The 18,039-nt window shown below is 70.2% G+C and carries 14 protein-coding genes; 8 read left to right on the top strand and 6 right to left on the bottom strand.

All coding sequences use genetic code 11. The features are described 5' to 3' along the window. The first annotated feature begins 68 nt into the window (after window positions 1-68). On the top strand, window positions 69-1,040 hold the full coding sequence (locus AC07X5_RS01055; RefSeq protein WP_494768716.1) for a LysR family transcriptional regulator: 972 nt from the start codon (window positions 69-71) through the stop codon (window positions 1,038-1,040). A 72-nt stretch (window positions 1,041-1,112) separates the two neighbouring features. On the opposite strand, the gene ssb is transcribed toward AC07X5_RS01055, so the two are convergent. From ssb to AC07X5_RS01040, 3 genes are all read right to left on the bottom strand, one after another. Beyond that, window positions 1,113-1,670 (bottom strand): single-stranded DNA-binding protein, encoded by a 558-nt coding sequence (ssb, locus tag AC07X5_RS01050; protein WP_409963349.1) that lies wholly within the window; start codon window positions 1,668-1,670, stop codon window positions 1,113-1,115. A gap of 102 nt (window positions 1,671-1,772) precedes the next feature. Further along, entirely contained in the window at window positions 1,773-2,954 is a 1,182-nt protein-coding gene (locus AC07X5_RS01045) for an MFS transporter (protein ID WP_494768715.1), read from the bottom strand. A 173-nt stretch (window positions 2,955-3,127) separates the two neighbouring features. Further along, entirely contained in the window at window positions 3,128-5,821 is a 2,694-nt protein-coding gene (locus AC07X5_RS01040) for a PepSY domain-containing protein (protein ID WP_494768714.1), read from the bottom strand. A gap of 287 nt (window positions 5,822-6,108) precedes the next feature. On the opposite strand from AC07X5_RS01040, the gene uvrA reads away from it, so the two are divergent. Next, window positions 6,109-9,099 (top strand): excinuclease ABC subunit UvrA, encoded by a 2,991-nt coding sequence (gene uvrA / locus AC07X5_RS01035; RefSeq protein WP_494769443.1) that lies wholly within the window; start codon window positions 6,109-6,111, stop codon window positions 9,097-9,099. Here uvrA and AC07X5_RS01030 read toward each other — a convergent pair. Together AC07X5_RS01030 and AC07X5_RS01025 are read right to left on the bottom strand one after the other, a co-directional pair. Next, window positions 9,096-10,061, bottom strand: coding sequence for an alpha/beta hydrolase (locus tag AC07X5_RS01030; protein WP_494768713.1), 966 nt, complete (start codon window positions 10,059-10,061; stop codon window positions 9,096-9,098). The two genes, uvrA and AC07X5_RS01030, sit on opposite strands and share 4 nt — an antisense overlap. A gap of 34 nt (window positions 10,062-10,095) precedes the next feature. After that, window positions 10,096-10,425: an EF-hand domain-containing protein gene (locus AC07X5_RS01025; protein ID WP_494768712.1), complete on the bottom strand. Its 330-nt coding sequence runs from the start codon at window positions 10,423-10,425 to the stop codon at window positions 10,096-10,098. 155 nt (window positions 10,426-10,580) lie between these two features. Here AC07X5_RS01025 and ompR point away from each other — a divergent pair, with 155 nt between their 5' ends. The 3 genes from ompR (at window position 10,581) to AC07X5_RS01010 (ending at window position 13,186) form a co-directional block, all read left to right on the top strand. After that, window positions 10,581-11,327: an osmolarity response regulator transcription factor OmpR gene (gene ompR, locus AC07X5_RS01020; protein WP_494768711.1), complete on the top strand. Its 747-nt coding sequence runs from the start codon at window positions 10,581-10,583 to the stop codon at window positions 11,325-11,327. Continuing rightward, window positions 11,324-12,673, top strand: a complete 1,350-nt coding sequence (locus tag AC07X5_RS01015) for an ATP-binding protein (RefSeq protein ID WP_494768710.1) — start codon at window positions 11,324-11,326, stop codon at window positions 12,671-12,673. Before ompR ends, AC07X5_RS01015 begins: the two co-directional genes overlap by 4 nt. A 69-nt stretch (window positions 12,674-12,742) precedes the next feature. After that, on the top strand, window positions 12,743-13,186 hold the full coding sequence (locus AC07X5_RS01010) for an acyl-CoA thioesterase (RefSeq protein ID WP_409962856.1): 444 nt from the start codon (window positions 12,743-12,745) through the stop codon (window positions 13,184-13,186). A 26-nt stretch (window positions 13,187-13,212) separates the two neighbouring features. On the opposite strand, the gene AC07X5_RS01005 is transcribed toward AC07X5_RS01010, so the two are convergent. Then, a complete protein-coding gene (locus AC07X5_RS01005; protein ID WP_494769442.1) occupies window positions 13,213-14,004 on the bottom strand; it encodes an IclR family transcriptional regulator in 792 nt (263 codons plus the stop codon). Window positions 14,005-14,171: 167 nt separating this feature from the next. On the opposite strand from AC07X5_RS01005, the gene AC07X5_RS01000 reads away from it, so the two are divergent. The 3 genes from AC07X5_RS01000 (at window position 14,172) to AC07X5_RS00990 (ending at window position 18,026) form a co-directional block, all read left to right on the top strand. Continuing rightward, entirely contained in the window at window positions 14,172-15,932 is a 1,761-nt protein-coding gene (locus AC07X5_RS01000; RefSeq protein WP_494768709.1) for an FAD-dependent oxidoreductase, read from the top strand. Window positions 15,933-15,966: 34 nt separating this feature from the next. Then, window positions 15,967-16,743 carry an SDR family NAD(P)-dependent oxidoreductase gene (locus AC07X5_RS00995; RefSeq protein WP_494768708.1) on the top strand — a complete coding sequence of 259 codons (777 nt, stop codon included), beginning with the start codon at window positions 15,967-15,969 and terminating at the stop codon, window positions 16,741-16,743. Between the two features lie 83 nt (window positions 16,744-16,826). Beyond that, the gene (locus AC07X5_RS00990) at window positions 16,827-18,026 is read left to right on the top strand and encodes an ABC transporter substrate-binding protein (RefSeq protein ID WP_494768707.1); all 1,200 of its coding nucleotides are present in this window, start codon (window positions 16,827-16,829) and stop codon (window positions 18,024-18,026) included. Window positions 18,027-18,039 lie beyond the last annotated feature (13 nt).

Genomic DNA, 18,039 nt, shown 5'->3' with positions numbered 1-18,039 from the left:
ATTCTAGGACTGCCGATTCACCAAAGTGAAATAATTGCTGATAGTCCAATAACCATGGAGTTATGACCTTGCCCACCGCCCGCGACCCCGCCGCCGAGCTGCAGCACGCGCTGCTGTCTCGCCTCAAACTCCGGCAGCTGTCGCTGCTGCAGGCCATCGACCGGCACCGCACGCTGGGCCGGGTGGCGGCCGAGATGCAGCTGAGCCAGCCGGCGATCACCAAGGCGCTGCACGAGGTCGAGGACATCTTCGGGGCCCGGCTGTTCGACCGCTCCAGCCGGGGACTGGTGCCAACGGCCGCGGGCGCGGCAGTACTGCTCTATGCCAAGCGCTGGCTGGCGGAGCTCGACGCGACCGCGCGCGTACTCACCTCACTCGGGGCGGGCCGCAGTGGCCGGCTGCGCCTGGGCCTCACGCAGCAGGTGCCGCAGCAGCTCATGTCGGCCGCGCTCACGCACCTGCTGGACCGCTCGCCGCGCATCTCGGTGATGGCGCGCGAGGGCACGACGGACGAACTGGTGGCCGGCCTGCTGGCGCGCGAGCTCGACTGCGCCATCGGCCGCTCGTACGACGGCGATGCGGGCGGCCTGGTGCAGCAGGCCATCTACGAACAGGAGCCCTGCCTGGTGGTGGGGGCGAAGAACGTGCAGCGGCTGTCGCGCGGCCCGCTGGACTGGGCGCGGCTGGCGCAGCTCGACTGGATCCTGCCGCCCCCCAACACGCCCATGCGCCGCACCTACAACGCCATCTTCGTCGGCGCGGGCGTGCAGCCGCCGCTGCCCATCCTGGAGACCACCGCCATCCGCAGCATGGAGATGGTGCTGCGCCAGGAGCCCAATGCCATCACCATCTTCGCGCGCGATGTGGTGGCCGAGATGGAGCGCGCCGGCCACTGGGCCGCGCTGCCCTACCGGCTCAGCTGGAACCTGCCCCCCGTGAGCTTCTTCACCACCAAGGAGCTGGAGGATCACCCCACGGTGCAGTCGCTGCGCAGCGTGGTGGTGGAAACCGCCCGGCGCATGAAGCAACCTGCGGCCTGAGCCGGCGCCACGAAAAAGGCCCGCGCCCCTGGGGAGCGCGGGCCTGCGGTGCCCGGAATGTCTGGCCTGGGGTCAGAACGGGATGTCGTCGTCCATGTCGTCGAAGCCCGAGGCCGCGCGTGGCGCCGGGGCGGGCGCCTGGCGGGGAGCGGGGGCCGGCGCGGGACGTTGCTGCTGCGGCGGTGCCGCACGGCGCTGGGGCGGCGCATCGTAGCCGCCACCGCCCTGGTCGCCATAGCCGTCGTCGTAGCCGCCCTGCTGGCCACCGCCACCACCCTGGCCGCCGCCCATGCCCTGGCGGCTGCCCAGCATCTGCATCTGGTCGGCACGGATCTCGGTACTGTACTTTTCCACACCGCTCTGGTCGGTCCACTTGCGCGTGCGCAGGCTGCCTTCCACATAGACCTGCGAGCCCTTGCGCAGGTACTGGCCGGCGATTTCGGCCAGGCGGCCGTTGAAGACCACACGGTGCCACTCGGTGGCTTCCTTCATTTCGCCGGTCTGCTTGTCCTTCCACTTGTCGGTGGTGGCCACCGTGACGTTGGCCACCTGGTCGCCACTGGGGAAGGTGCGCATTTCCGGGTCGCGGCCGAGGTTGCCGACGATGATGACTTTGTTCACGGATGCCATGTGCTGCTCTACCTACTGCTGGATGTTGGGGGGCGACGGTGCACTCCCCAGCCGGTGGAGAGTCTGCGCGCCAAACGTACCATTGTGCCGCAAGCCGGCCGGTCAGTGTCCCTGGCCTCGTCCTGTTGGGCGCAGGGGCCAGGTCAGTACCAGCCACAGGGCGGTCAGTACCGCCGTGGTGGCGAACAGCCCGGGCGCCCCCGCCCACTTGACCAGGGCACCGCCCAGGGCGCCGCCGGCAAACAGCCCCAGCGATTGCAGGGTGTTGTAGCTGCCCAGGGCCGCGCCACGCAGGGCCGCAGGCGCCATGCGCGAGACCAGGCTGGGCTGGGTGGCTTCGAGCGCGTTGAAGCCGCAGAAGAACAGGAACAGCAGCGGCCCCAGCACCCACAGCGTGGGCGTGGCGCCGCCGGCCGCGATGGTGCCCAGGCCCAGTTGCACCACCAGCACCAGGCCGATGGACCCGAGCAGGGCCGCGCGCAGGCGGCCGGCACGTTCCAGCGCGAACAGCCCGCCCATGGCGGCAAAGGACAGTACCACCGCCGGCAGGTAGGCCTGCCAGTGGTGGTCCTTGGGCAGGCCTGCCTGTACGAGCATGGCCGGCACGGCCACCCACATGGACAGCTGCACGGTGTGCAGCACGAACACGCCCAGGTTCAGGCGCAGCAGGTCGGGGTGGGCCCAGACATCGGCCAGCCGGCCGCGCGCCGTGCCCTTGTGCGCCGCGGGCTCGGGCGGCACGGCCCAGAGCACCACGGCCACGCCGGCCAGCGCCAGCGCGCAGGTCAGCCCGAACAGGCCGGACAGGCCGATGTGGGCCGTGAGCACGGGGGCGGCCACCAGGGCCACGGCGAACATCAGGCCGATGCTGCCGCCCACCAGGGCCATGGCCTTGGTGCGCACCGCATCGCGCGTCTGGTCGGCCAGCAGGGCCGTGACGGCGGCGGACACGGCGCCCGCGCCCTGCAGCGCCCGGCCCAGCAGCAGCCCGGTGAGCGAATCGGCCAGCGCGGCCAGCAGGCTGGCGCCGGCAAAGACCAGCAGGCCCAGCACGATCACGCGCTTGCGCCCGAAGCGGTCTGACGCCATGCCCAGCGGCAGCTGCAGCACGGCCTGGGTCAGGCCGTAGATGCCCATGGCCAGGCCCACCAGCGCCGGGTCGTCACCGCCCGGGTACTTGCGCGCCTCCAGCGCGAACACCGGCAGCACCAGGAACAGCCCGAGCATGCGCAGCGCGAAGATCAGCGCCAGGCTGATGCTGGAGCGCCGCTCCAGCGGCGTCATGGCATGCGCGGCCGGTGGCTGTACGGGGGCAGAGGAAGGGGGGGCGGCACTCGGTGCCGGGGAAGGCATTAGCAAGGAAGGAGGCTCGATGGACGGCTGGCGCAAACCCCGATTCTCGCGCATTGGCCCGTCCATTGACTTTGATCAAGAGCAAACCCGGCGTTCCGCCGAACTCAGTACACGTCCCGGCGGTAGCGTCCGTCTGCGATCAAGGCATTCAGTGCATCCGCGCCCAGCACCTCGGCCAGTACCGCATCCACCCCCGAACCCATGCCCTGGGCACTGCCGCAGACGTACAGGATGGCGCCGTCGGCCACCCAGGCGCGCAGCTCGTCGGCGGCGGCGCGCAGGCGGTCCTGCACATAGCGGTGCTCGCCGCCGTCGCGCGAGAACACGCGGTCCAGCCGCGGCAGGAAGCCATTCGCCTGCCAGCCGGCGATCTCGGTGGCGCACAGGGTGTCGTGGGCGCTGTGGCGTTCGCCGAACAGCAGCCAGTTGCGCCGGTGGCCGGCCTGCACCCGTGCGCGCAGGTGCGCGCGCAGCCCGGCCAGGCCCGAGCCATTGCCGATGAACAGGCAGGGCACGTCGCCCGCAGCCGCGTCGAAGCGTGGGTTGGCCACCAGGCGCATGGGCACCCGGGTGCCGAGCGGCGCATGCGCGGTGAGCCAGCCCGAGGCCAGGCCCAGCCCGTCCGCATGCCGCTCCTGGCGCACCAGCAGCTGCAGCGCGCCGTTCTCTGGCAGCGAGGCCACTGAATAGGTGCGCGGCGCCAGCGGCACCAGGGCGTCGGCGCAGGCCTGGGCACCGGCGAAGTGCAGCGGTGGCACCGGCAGCACGCTTTGGGCCAGGGCGTCGGCCAGGGTGCAGGGCTGGCCGTGCAGGCGCACGGCATCGGTGCCTGCCAGCCCTGCAGCCGCCAGCCAGGCATCCACCGCCTCGGCGGAATGCCGGGCCTGTACCTCGACCAGGGCACCGGGGTGCCAGGTGGCGGGGGTGTCGGACGTCAGTGCCAGCTCGAACAGCGGACCGCCCTCGCTGCCCGGGTTCAGATGCTCGCAGCCTGCCAGGCGCCAGGGGGTGTAGGGCAGTTCGGGGCTGGCATCGGCCAGCGGGGTGTCCAGCGCCAGGTGTTCGGCGCCTTCCAGCGTGGCCAGGGTCTGCATCCAGCGCGCCAGGGCGGCCGCATCGCCATTGTCCACCTCGATCAGCGGGAACAGCGGTGCCGCGCCCGCGCGGCGCAGGGCGTCGTCCAGCGCATGGCCGTAGCCGCAAAAACGCGCGTAGTTGCGGTCGCCCAGGGCCAGCAGGCCGTAGTGCGTGCTGCCCAGGGTGCCGGCAGTCTGCTGCTCCAGCAGGCGGGTGAAGCGCCGGGCCGTGTCGGGCGGCTCGCCCTCGCCGAAGCTGCTGGCCACCAGCAGCACGCGGCGGTGGGCGCGCAGCGTCTCGGGCGTGAGCTGGGCCACGGACTGCACGGCCACGCGCAGACCGGCCTGCTGCAGGGCCGTGGCGCTTTGCAGGGCGATGCGCTCGGCCTGGCCAGCCTGGCTGGCATAGACCACCAGCAGGGTGTCGGCGGCGCTGCCGGCCACTGCGCCGGGCACGCCCTGGCCGTGGGCAGCACGCGCGGCCGCGGTGGCGCGGCGCTGGCGGTGGCGGTCCAGGTACAGCATCCAGCCGGTGATGGCGAACAGTGGCAGGGCCAGGCTGGCCAGCAGCATGGCCACGCGCCCTGGCAGGCCGAAGTAGGTGCCCATGTGCACCGGGTAGATGGTGCTCAGCGCGCGGGCACCCATGCTGCGGTCGGCATACCGGTCCTCGCCGCTGACCTTGCCGCTCAGGGGCTCGATGGAGATGCGGCTGCGCGCCCGTTCGTGCGGCGCCTTGGCATCGAGCCAGGTGACCTGCACCGGCTGCCCGGCCTTGGCCGGCATGCGCAGGCTGGCCTCGGCCCAGTCGCCGGCCTGTTGCTGGAACACGGCCCAGGTGCGGGCCAGGTCCGGCGGTGCGGGTTCGGGCGCTTTGGGTTCGGCCTTGGCAGGGGCAGGTGGCCGGGCCGGGGCCGCCGCGCGCGGGGGCCGCTTCTGGCCGGCCCAGCCGTCCACCGTGTCGCGCACCGCGTCGAAGCACCAGTAGATGCCCGTGGCCGTGAGCGCCACGTACAGCAACAGGGCCCAGGTGCCGATGACCGAGTGCAGGCCCCACAGGAACGAGCGGCCCTTCAATGCCGGGTCGAAGGTCAGCCAGGTGCGCCAGCGCAGCGGGTGGCGCGGCCAGCGCAGGTACAGGCCCGAGAGCGACAGGCCCAGCAGGCAGATGGCCAGCACGCCGGCCACCACGCGGCCAGGCTCGCGCGGCAGCAGCAGCCAGCGGTGCAGCGATTCGATCCATTCGAAAAAGCCATGGCCCTGCAGCTCGCCCAGCACGCTGCCGGTGTAGGGGTGCACGTAGACCACGTCGCCGCGCCGCTCACCCGGGCGCGGCACGAAGGCCACACGTGCCGAACTGCCCGGCTCGGCCTCCAGGGCCACGCTGCTGATGCGCTCGGTGCGTCCGGCGCGCAGCACGGCATCCACCGTTTGCTGCGGCGTGAGCATGGGCCCTGCCGACGGTGCCACGTGGCGCACGCCGGGGTTCATCAGGTCCAGGATTTCTTCGTGGAAGGCCAGCAGCGCCCCGGTGAGGCCGATCACCACCAGCACCGTGCCGGCCGTGATGCCGATGAACCAGTGCACCTGGAACCAGGCCTGCCGCAGCGTGGGCAGGGCGGGCAGGTGCCAGCGGCGGCCGCCAGTGGGTGCGGCGGGATCGGCAACGGGGACGGCGGCGTCGGTGGGGGGTGCCGCGGATAGAGTGCGTTCGCTGGCCATGCTGCGTAGCGGAAGGGTGGCAAGCCGTCGCCCGGGCGTGGAGCATGCCAGGCAATGGGTGATTAAATGAGAATGATTGTCATTTTATGGGAGTCGGCAAACCCCGGGTTGCCGGGTCGGCCTCTGCCGTGACTGGCGGTGACACCGGCAACCGCCTGTGCCTTGGCAGCAGCGTGGCAGGTGCGGGAGATTCCGGTGGCCTATCATGGTGGGTTGTCCCGCATAGAGCCCGCCCCGTGAATTACGACCCCGCTGCCGACGACGGCCGATCCTCCGACGGTACCTACCTGGCCCGCGCGCTGCGGGAGCAGCGCATCAGCATCCGTGGGGCGCGCACGCACAACCTCAAGAACATCGACCTCGACATCCCGCGCAACCAGCTGGTGGTGATCACCGGGCTCTCGGGCTCGGGCAAATCCAGCCTGGCCTTCGACACGCTGTATGCCGAAGGCCAGCGGCGCTACGTGGAAAGCCTGTCGGCCTATGCGCGCCAGTTCCTCGGGCGGCTGGACAAGCCCGACGTCGACCTGATCGAGGGCCTGTCGCCCGCCATCAGCATCGAGCAGAAGGCCACCAGCCACAATCCACGCTCCACCGTGGGCACGGTGACCGAGATCCACGACTACCTGCGCCTGTTGTACGCGCGCGCCGGCACGCCCTTCTGCCCCGACCACGGCCTGCCGCTGGCCGCGCAGACCGTGAGCCAGATGGTGGACGCCGTGCTGGCCTTGCCCGAAGACACCCGCCTGATGCTGCTGGCCCCCGTGGCGCGCGAGAAGAAGGGCGAGTTCACTGAAGTCTTTGCGCAGATGCAGGCGCTGGGCTACATCCGCTTCCGCGTGGACGGCACCATCTACGAGTACGAGAGCCTGCCCGCCCTCAAGAAGACCGAGAAGCACAGCATCGACGTGGTGATCGACCGCCTCAAGGTGCGCCCCGAGATGCAGCAGCGCCTGGCCGAAAGCATCGAGGCCGTGCTGCGCGTGGGCGGCAACGAGGGCAACGGCCGCGTGCTGGCGTTGGAGATGGATTCGGGCCAGGAGCACCTGTTTTCCTCCAAGTTCTCGTGCCCGGTGTGCAGCTACTCGCTGGCCGAGCTGGAGCCGCGCCTGTTTTCTTTCAACTCGCCCATGGGCGCCTGCCCGGCCTGTGACGGCATCGGCCAGCGCGAGGTGTTCGACCCGCTGCGCGTGGTGGCCTTTCCCACGCTGAGCCTGGCCAGCGGTGCCATCAAGGGCTGGGACCGGCGCAACGGCTATTACTTCGCCATGCTCGAAAGCCTGGGCCGGCATTACGGTTTCGACGTCGAGGCACCCTTCGAATCGCTGCCCGCCAAGGTGCAGGAGGCCGTGCTGCACGGCTCGGGCGAGGAAGAGATCGCCTTCACCTACATCATGGACAGCGGCCCCTCCAAGGGCAAGGTGATGACCCGCAAGCACGCCTTCGAAGGCATCCTGCCCAACATGGCGCGGCGCTACCGCGAGACCGATTCGGTGGTGGTGCGCGAGGACCTTGCGCGCTACCGCAGCACCCAGCCCTGCCCCGAATGCCACGGCACGCGCCTTCGCCGCGAAGCGCGCCACGTGAAGGTGGGCGAGGGCGAACAGGCCCGCGCCATCTTCGAGGTGAGCCATGCCACGTTGAACCACGCCCATGCCTGGTTCCAGGGGCTCACGCTCACCGGCGCCAAGGCCGAGATCGCCGACAAGGTGGTGCGCGAGATCACCACGCGGCTGCAATTCCTCAACGACGTGGGCCTGAACTACCTGAGCCTGGACCGCAGCGCCGAGACGCTGTCGGGCGGCGAGGCGCAGCGCATCCGCCTGGCCAGCCAGATCGGCTCGGGCCTCACGGGCGTGATGTACGTGCTCGACGAGCCCAGCATCGGCCTGCACCAGCGCGACAACGACCGGCTCATCGCCACCCTGCAGCACCTGCGCGACATCGGCAACAGCGTGATCGTGGTCGAGCACGACGAGGACATGATGCGCGCCGCCGACCACGTGATCGACATGGGCCCGGGCGCCGGTGTGCACGGCGGCCGCGTGATGGCCCAAGGCAGCTACGACACGGTGCGCAGCCACCCCGAATCGCTGACCGGCAAGTACCTGTCGGGCACCCTGTCCATCGCCGTGCCCAAGCACCGCACGCCCTGGCTGCCGGTGGTGGAAGCCCCGGCACCGGCACCGGCGCCCGCCAAAGGCAAGTCGCGCTTTCCCGAGACCGAGGCCAGCAAGCGCCGCGCCGAGCGCATGGCCGCCCACCATGCGCGCCAGGGCGCCGTGCAGGCGCTGCGCGTGGCCGGCGCCACCGGCAACAACCTCAAGAACGTGACGGTGGACTTCCCCGTGGGCCTGCTGACCTGCGTGACGGGGGTCTCGGGCTCGGGCAAGAGCACGCTGGTCAACGACACGCTGTACGCTGCCGTGGCGCGCCAGATCTACCGCGCCCACGAAGAGCCGGCCGCGCACGACGAGATCGTGGGCATCGAGTACTTCGACAAGGTCATCAATGTCGACCAGTCGCCCATCGGCCGCACGCCGCGCAGCAACCCTGCTACCTACACGGGGCTGTTCACGCCCATCCGCGAGCTCATGGCCGAGGTCAACACCGCCCGGGAGCGTGGCTACGGTCCGGGGCGCTTTTCCTTCAACGTGGCCGGCGGCCGCTGCGAAGCCTGCCAGGGCGACGGCGTGGTGAAGGTGGAGATGCACTTTCTGCCCGACGTCTACGTGCCCTGCGACGTCTGCCACGGCCAGCGCTATAACCGGGAGACGCTGGAGGTGCTCTGGAAAGGCCGCAACATCGCGCAGATCCTGGAGCTCACCGTGGAGGATGCCTTCGCCTTCTTCAAGGACGTGCCGGCCCTGGCGCGCAAGCTGCAGACCCTGCTGGACGTGGGCCTGTCCTACATCCGCCTGGGCCAGGCGGCGACCACGCTCTCGGGCGGCGAGGCGCAGCGCGTGAAGCTGGCGCAGGAACTCTCCAAGCGCGACACCGGCCGCACGCTCTACATCCTGGACGAGCCCACCACCGGCCTGCACTTCGCCGACATCGACCTGCTGCTCAAGGTGCTGCACCAGCTGCGCGATGCGGGCAACACCATCGTCATCATCGAGCACAACCTGGACGTCATCAAGACGGCCGACTGGCTCATCGACATGGGTCCCGAAGGGGGGGCCGGCGGCGGCACCGTGGTCGGCGTGGGCACGCCCGAGGACCTGGCGGCCAACCCCGCCAGCCACACGGGCAAGTACCTGGCGCGCTATCTCGCTTAGCGCAGGCGCTGTGCGACGACGGGGTCGAGCGATCCCATAAACGTCTCGACGGCGCGCGTGTAGTCGCTGTCCAGCCCCAGGTTGGCATTGATCTCGCCGTGTGTGAGGTCCTGCGGCAGCACCTCGGCGCGGCTGCCCAGGGCCTGTACATGCGCGGCCATGCCTTGGGCCTGCAGGCAGGGGCGGTCGGGCCGGCTGGTGGAGCACACGAACTGGTAGGGCGGCTGGGCACCCGTCACGGCTTGGTAGGGCGAGATCGCGAGCCAGAAGGCCGGGTCGCTGCCCAGCACCTCGTCGTACAGCGGGTAGTGCGGCAGCGACATCACGACCGGCGCGTTGAGCAGCGCGCTGTCCAGCGACACCGTGCCCAGCCACGGCGTGGCGCCCAACTGGCGCAAGAGCGGCGCATGCGCGTTGACGAAGGACACCAGGTGTGCCCCGGCCGAGTGGCCCATGAGGATGAACTTGGTGGGGTCGGCGCCCCATTGCGCGGCCTGCTTCTGCGCGGTGTCCAGCGCCACGGCCACGTCGATGGCCTCCTGCAGCACGTTCACGGCCGGGTGCAGCCGGTAGTTGACCGAGATGAAGACAAAGCCGCGCGGTACCCAGCGCGCGGCCTTTTCCTGCACCACGCGGCTCATGGCCTTGTCGCCGGTGCGCCAGCCGCCGCCGTGCACCATGAAGATGACCGGGGCCGGCCCCTCCACGCTGCTGCGCGGGGCGGCGGGCAGGTACACGTCCATGCGCTGCAGCGGGTCGGTCCCATAGGGCACGTCGGCGATGCGCTGCACGCCGGCCGGAAGGGTGGTGACGGTGCCGCCGCCTTCCTCCAGAAAGAGGCCTGGGTCGGTCAACTGGGCCTGGGCCGGTGCCATGGCGACCAGCGATGCCAGGGCCAGGCCCAGGGGGGCGGCAGCACGGCGGGCCCAGGTGCGCAGGCGGGGGGTGATAGGGGTGGTCATGGTCGTTTTCTCCTGTGATGGTAGTGAAATGCGGTTACTGCTGCGGCATGCCCCGGCGGCTGGCCAGCCGGGCCACCATGGCTGCCGTGATCTCGGCCTCGGTCACATAGCCCTTGCGGGCGGTGTCGATCTGGTCGAAGGCGCTGTGCACACGCGGCATGCCGGCCTGGGCCTCGGCGCGCGTGAGCTGGCCGTTGCCGTCCCGGTCGGAGGCCACGAAGCGCTGGTGCAGCTGCTCGCGCGCCTGCTGTATGTGCTGGACGCGCTGGGCCGAGGGCGCGGCCTGCGCGCACGCGCCGGCCATGAGGCCCAGGACAAGCCCGCTGGCGAGGGCCAGTGCGCGGGTGTGGGAAGAAGTGGTCATGGAGGGCTCCTGGGTTGGCAAGGCTCCACTTTCGCGCCCAGGTGTGAGCCATGTGTGGCGTGGGCGGCCCGATGTATGACAAAGCATGACGAAGTGGCCTGCTGCAGGGCCTTGCGCCCTACCATTGCGCCATCCCGAGTTGCACGCCCTTCCCTATGACCGAAGCCCTGGCCCGTATCCTGGTGGCCGATGACGAGCCCGACCTGCGCGCCCTGCTGCAGCGCTACCTCAGCGACCAGGGCTATGCCGTACGCACGGTGGACGGCGCCGGGCCGCTCGATGCGCTGCTGGCGCGCGAGCGCTTCGACGTGCTGGTGCTCGACGTGATGATGCCGGGCGAGGACGGCCTGTCCATCTGCCGGCGCCTGCGCGCCCAGGGCGAGACCATTCCCATCCTCATGCTCACCGCACGTGGCGACCCGGTGGACCGCATCATCGGCCTGGAAATGGGGGCCGACGACTATCTGCCCAAGCCCTTCAACCCACGTGAGTTGCTGGCGCGCGTGCAGGCCATGGTGCGGCGCCAGCGCATGCTGGGCGCGCACACCGGCCCGCTGCAGACAGGCCCGGGTGCCAGCGTGCGCTTCGGCGCGTTCGAGCTTTTCCTGCAGGAGCGCAGGCTCACCCGCGACGGGCAAGAGGTGGTGCTCACCAGTGGCGAGTTCGCGCTGCTGCGAGTCCTGGCGCAGCAGCCGCGCCGCCCCCTGGGCCGAGACCGCCTGATCGCGCTGGCTTACGGGCCCGATCACGAGGCCACGGACCGCAGCATCGACGTGCAGGTGATGCGCCTGCGCAAGCTCATCGAGGCCGACCCGGCGCAGCCCCGCCACATCCGCACCGTCTGGGGCGTGGGCTATGTCTTCATGCCCGACGGCGCAGCCCCTGCGGGAGGCGCGGCATGAGCGCGTGGCCGCGCAGCCTGCTCGGGCGCAACCTGCTGCTCATCGCCGCGCTGGTGGTGGCGAGCCAGCTGTGTGCCGTGGTGCTGGTGCGCCAGATGGTGCTGCAGCCGCGCGTGGCCCAGGTGGCCGATGGCGTGGCGCGCAATGCGGCCGCCCTGCGCGCGGGGCTCGATGTGCTGCCGCCGGGTCAGCGGGCGGCCTTTGTGGAGGCCTTCAATCGCCAGGCGGCCGAGGCGGAGCGCGACGCCGACGAGCCCCCCTCCCTGCGCCGGCGGGCCCTGCTGTCCCCGCTGGAGCGGCGCTTCGTGCAGGCCGTCGCGCGCCGGCTGGACCAGGCGGAGGGCGCCGGCCATGCCGGATCGCGTTGGCGGCGCGATGGCACGGGCCTGCTGGCGCTGCGCGTGGCGCACGGCGGCACGGACTACTGGCTCACCCTGCCCAGCGTCTTTCCCACGCGCGAATTCACGGGGGCCTGGCTCATGGCGACCATCGCCGGCGGGTTGCTCGCGCTGCTGGGTGCCTGGTGGTTGCAGCGCCACCTGAACCGGCCGCTGGCGCGCGTGGTGGCGGCTGCGCAGCAACTGTCGAGCGGCCGCCAGCCCGAACCCCTGCCCGAGGATGGCCCGCAGGAGATCGCCACCGTGGCGCGCAGCTTCAACCAGATGGCGCGCAGCCTGGCCGAGGCCGAGCAGGAGCGCACCCTGATGCTGGCCGGTGTCTCGCACGACCTGCGCACGCCGCTGACCAAGCTGCGCCTGGGCGTGGAGATCGCCCAGGCGCAGGTGGATGCCCCCCTGGCCGCCAGCATGGCGCGCAGCATCGAGGAGATGGATGCCATCGTCGGCCAGTTCCTCGATTTCGCGCGCCTGGGCGATGGCGAGCCGGCCACCCTGGCCTCGCTCGACGGGCTGGCCCAGGCCATAGCCGAGGCCCAGGCCGACCACGGCCGCGCGGTGCAACTGGAGCTGGGCGCCGTGCCCGAGGTGCCGGTGCATGCCCAGGCCCTGCGACGTGCGTTGGACAACCTGGTGGAAAACGCCTGGCGCCATGGCGCCGCGCCCGTGGTGCTGCGCACGGGGGCCGATGCGGCCCGGGCCTGGATCGAAGTGGCGGACCATGGCGCAGGCGTGGCGGTGCACGAGCTGGAGCGCCTGCGCCAGCCCTTTGCCCGCGGAGGCGGCGCAGCGCGCTCCGGCACCCCGGGGGCGGGCCTGGGCCTGGCGATTGCCGAGCGTGTGGCGCGTGCCCACGGTGGGACGCTGGAGCTGCACAGTGCCGCAGGCGCCGGGCTGCGCGCGCGGCTGGTGCTGCCGCGCGTCGCCCCAACCCGCCCGCCTGCTGGGTGACGACACGCTCCTACACATCCCGCAGCACGAAATCGGCTATACCCGTGGCAGTGCTGAGGAGACCATCGCATGCATTCCATCACCCTGCGTTTTCTGGCGTCGCACACTGCGCCGTCGGCGTCCGGCCGCATCCACGGCGGCACGGTGCTGCGCTGGATGGATGAAGCAGGCTTTGCCTGCGCCAGCGCCTGGGCGGGCGGCACCTGCGTGACGGCGCTCATGGGCGCTACCAGCTTTGACCGCCCCATCCACCCTGGCGATCTGGTGGAGGTGCAAGCCAGCCTGGCGCACACGGGAGAGACCAGCATGCACATGCTGATCGAGGTGCGCAGCGGCGGCATCCAGGCCAAGGAGCTGCCCGGTGTGGCCCATTGCGTGGCCGTCTATGCGGCGCTGGACGAGGGCGGCCAGCCGCTTGCCGTGGACAAGTTCACTCCCGAGACGCCGGGAGACATGGCGCTGGCCGAGCGCGTGAACGCCCAGGTGGAGGCGGCCCGGCCCGTCCAGGCATAGGGCCCGCCAAGTCCCTGGTGCGTGGTTCAGCCCTGCGCGGGAGGCGCCGTGCGGCCGATGCGCTGCGATACCTCCAGTGCGCACTGGCGCAGCGGCGTGGCCACTGAGCCATCCCAGCTGCTGTCGAAGCTGGCCGAGGGGCCCATGGCCAGGATGCCCAGCACCAGGTGGCCGGCCGAGTCGAACACCGGTGCGCACAGCGCGTCGATGCCGGGAATCGGCTGCCCCAGCGAGCGCGACAGGCCGTGCCTGCGCGTCTCGGCCAGGGCGGCATCAAGCTCCTCATGCTCCGGCGCACCCTTGGCGTCCTTGCGCGTGCCCAGGCGCTGCAGTTCATCGTTCAGGATGCGCTCCACCACCTTGGGCGGCATGTAGGCCGCGAACAGCCGGCCCGTGGCGGTATTGGTCAGCGACATCACGGTGCCTGTGCGCAGGTTCACGTGCAGGGGCTCGATGGGCTCCTCCAGCCGCACGATGGTCGGTCCCAGGTTGCCCCACACGGCCACCGCGATGCTCTGCCCCGAGTCATTGGCCAGCGCCTCGATGAGCTGCGAGGCTTCTTTCACCGGGTCCATGCGCTGCAGCCGGGTCAGGCCCAGCTGCAGGGCCAGCGGCCCGAGCTCGTAGTGGCCGGCTTCGGTCTGCGTGACGAAGCCCACCTTGAGAAAACTCACCATGTACGGGTGCGCCTTGCCCGCCGTCATTCCGCTGGCCTTAGCCAGGTCTTTGAGGGCCAGTGGGCGTACGTGCCGGGCCAGCTGCAGCAGCAGCGCACTTCCGATTTCGACCGATTGAATGCCGCGGCGGCTTTTTTCCATGATGGGGATATCCAGACGGGGGGTGGCCAGTGTATCCATAAGGGTTTTCCATGACATAAACAGATTCATTCGACTGAATCACATCATTTGATATTAGCGGATGAATTGACAATGGTCATATGCTCGTTAGAATTCGCCGAAACACTTCGAACGTTGGAGACAATGCAATGACGCAAGACAGCATCTCGGTGGATGTACTGGTGGTGGGCACGGGCGCCTCGGGCATGGCGACGGCCATCACGGCGGCATCCCAGGGGCTGAAGGTGCTGGTGGTGGAGAAGGAAGCGCGCTTTGGCGGCACCACCGCCCGCTCGGGCGGCTGGCTGTGGATTCCGGGCACGCGCCTGGCCAAGGAGCAAGGCATCCACGAGCCCGCGGGCGCCGCACGCGCCTACCTGCAGCACGAGGCCACGACCCACTTCGACGCGGCGCGCGTCGACGCCTTCCTGGAGTACGGCCCCAAGGCCATCGACTTCTTCACCCAGAACACCTGCGTGCAGTTCGACATGCCGGCGGTGTTCCCCGACTACCATGCCGAGGCCACGGGTGGCCAGCCCGGCGGGCGCTCCATGGTCACGCGCCCGTTCGATGGGCGAGAACTCGGCCCGCGCATCAAGCACCTGGCGCCGCCCCTGCCCGAGCTCACGGTGTTCGGCATGATGCTGGGCTCGGGCCCCGAGATCAAACACTTCATGCGGGCCTTCAAGTCGCCCACCTCGTTTGCCTATGTGACGCGGCGCCTGAGCAAGCATGCGATGGACGTCATGGGCCATGGCCGCGGCATGACGCTGACCAACGGCAATGCCCTGGCCGGCCGCCTGGCCAAGGCCGCGATGGATCTGGACATCCCCGTGTGGCTGTCTTCGCCCGTGACACAGCTGGTCGTGGAGTACGATGGTGTGTCCGGCGCCCTGGTGAAGCACGAGGGCAAGACCGTGAAGGTCGAGGCCAAACGTGGCGTGGTGCTGGCCTGCGGTGGCTTTCCGCACGACGTGGAACGCCGCAAGCAGCTCTTTCCCCACGCGCCCACCGGCAAGGAGCACTACTCGCCTTCGCCTGCATCCAACACCGGCGACGGCCTCAAGCTCGCCGAGGCCGTGGGCGGCCGGGTGGACGGCACCATCCCCCATGCGGCGGCCTGGGTCCCCGCCTCGGTCACCACGCGCGCCGATGGCAGCAAGGGCGTGATGCCCCACTTCATCGACCGCGCCAAGCCCGGCGTGATCGCCGTGACGCCCAAGGGCCAGCGCTTTGCCAACGAGGGCAACTCGTACCACGACTTCGTGCAGGCCATGGTGGCCGCCTGCCAGGGTGAGAAGGAAGTCTCCGCCTGGCTGCTGTGCGACCACAAGGCCCTGCGCTCCTATGGCCTGGGCTGCGTGGCCCCGGCGCCCATGCCCATCGGCCGCCACCTGCGCAGCGGCTACCTGCTGCGCGGCAACAGCGTGGGCGAGCTGGCCGGCCGCATCGGCGTGGAGCCGGCGGTGCTGGAGGCCACGGTGCGCGAGTTCAACGACGCGGCCCGCCGCGGCGAGGACCCGGCCTTCGGCAAGGGCAGCAAGGCCTACAACCGCTACCAGGGCGATGCCCTGGTCACGCCCAATCCGTGCCTGGCACCGCTGGAGTTCGGGCCGTACTACGCGATCAAGCTCGTGATCGGCGACATCGGCACCTTCGCGGGCCTGCAGACCGATGACCGCACCCGCGTGCTCAACGGTGCCGGCCAGCCTATCAAGGGGCTGTACGCCGTGGGTAACGACGCGGCCAGCATCATGGGCGGCAACTACCCCGGCGCCGGCATCACGCTGGGCCCGGCGCTCACCTTCGGCTACGTGGCCGGCATGGAGCTGGCGGGCGCCCTGGTGCCGGTGCGCGAATCGGTGAGCCTGCAGGAGCGTGCCGCCGTCCCCGTGGCCCGCACGGCCTGAGCGAACACGACAACACGAGAAGAAGGAGCGACAAATGCTGTACCCCGAAGCAGTGGCCCCGCGCCTGTTGAACGGCCGGCTCGCGCTGGTGACCGGCGCAGGCCAGGGCAACGGCCGCGCCATCGCGCTGGGCCTGGCGCAGGCTGGCGCACGCGTCGTCGTGACCGACATGAACGCCGCCGCCGTCGAAGAAACCGCTGGCCTGGTGCGCGCCGCCAGCGGCCAGGCCTGGGCCTACACGCTGGACGTGACCGATGCCGAAGCCTGCCATGCGCTGGCCGCGCAGGTGGGCCGCGACGTGGGGGCCATCGACATCCTGGTGAACAACGCGGGCATCATCATCCGCGAGGGCACGGCCAGCGAGCGTGCCGCCGCCAACTGGAAGAAGACCCTGGACGTGAATGTGCACGGCACCTTCAACGTCAGCCTGGCCTGGCTGCCGGCCATCCAGTCCACCAAAGGCGCCATCATCAACATCGCCTCCATCGCCGCGTACGCGGGCCAGGCCGGCAGCCTGGGCTATTCGCCCTCCAAGGGCGCGATCAAGATGTTCACCCAGTCGCTCGCGGCCGAGCAGGCCGCCTGCGGCGTGCGTGTGAACGCGCTGGCCCCCGGCGTGATCGCCACGCCCATGACGGCAGCCACGCGCGAGAACCCCGAGCGCCTCGAAGCCTTCATGACCCGCATCCCCATGGGACGTGTGGGCGAGACCGAGGACCTTGTGGGCCCGGTGATCTTCCTCGCGTCCGACATGTCGCGCTACGTCACCGGCATCACCTTGCCGGTCGACGGCGGCTTCCTCGCCGTCTGACCGTCCTCATTGTCCGAGTTCCCCCTGGCCCGGCCCCATCGTGGGTGCGAGGCGTGCATTGCAACCATAAAGGAGACGACACCATGCAACTCAAGCGACTCTGCGCAGGCCTGCTGGCCGCCGCTGCCATCACTGCGGTCTCGACGGGCGTGTCCGCCCAGGACATCAAGCTCGGCTACAACGGCGACCTCTCGGCATCGCCCTCGGCCCAGAGCGGCCAGGCCGCCGTGATCGGCATGGAGGCGGCCATCGCCGACATCAACGCCGCGGGCGGCGTGCTGGGCCGCAAGCTCACGCTGGTGACGCGCGACGACGTCTCGGCGCCGCCCAAGTCCATCCAGAACATGAGCGAGCTGATCGACAACGAGAAGGTGGTCGCCGTGTTCGGCCCCACCAACTCGGGCAACGCCATGGCCTGGAAGCACATCGCCAACCAGAAGAAGATTCCCGTGCTGGGCAACGTGGGTTCGGGCACCGACATCACCAAGCCCATGAGCCCCGGCGCCGACAACTACATGTTCCGCGTCTCCATGGTGGACCGCGAGCAGGTGGCCGCCCTCATGGCCTACGTGAAGAAGAACACCGCCACTTCCAAGGTCGTGGGCCTGATGGCCGAGACCACGGGCTACGGCCAGGGCGGCCTGAAGGACATGCAGGAGATCGCCGAGGTGCAGGGCATCAAGCCCGCCGCCACCGAGCGTTTCGGCGTGGGCGACACGGACATGACCTCGCAACTGAGCAAGATGAAGGCCGCTGGCGTGGACACGGTGGTCGTCTGGGCCCAGGGCACGCCCATTGCGCAACTGGTGCGCAGCATGGAGAAGCTCAACTACTTCCCGCTCACGCTGACCTCCTGGGCGGCCGACAACATCACCTTCTACGATGCGGCCGGCAAGGCCCTGGCCGAGAAGCCGCTGTTCATGCGCACCGTGAGCGAGACGCGCACGCCCGCGCAGCAAAAGCTGTTCGACCGTATCGGTGCCAAGCTCAAGGCCCCCGGCTCGTTCTCGTTCGCGCTGCACGGCTACGACTCGGTGCTGCTGTACGCCGAGGCTGTCAAGCAAGCCAAGACCACGGACGGATCCGCCGTGCGCCTGGCGCTCGAAGACCTCAAAACCCCCGTGCAGGGCGTGCTCAAGACCTACGAGAAGCCGTTCACCAAGACCAACCATGACGCGCTGACCGCCAAGGACCTGGTCTGGATCCGCTGGAAGGACGGCAAACTCCTGCCCTACACCGACGCGCTGATCGGCTCCTTCACGCCGGCGGACTTCAAGCAGTAAGCGGGCATCGGCC

The sequence above is a fragment of the Acidovorax sp. GW458-11-26-14-TSB4 genome, assembly GCF_059423865.1.
This window is presented reverse-complemented; position numbering and strand designations above follow the sequence as displayed.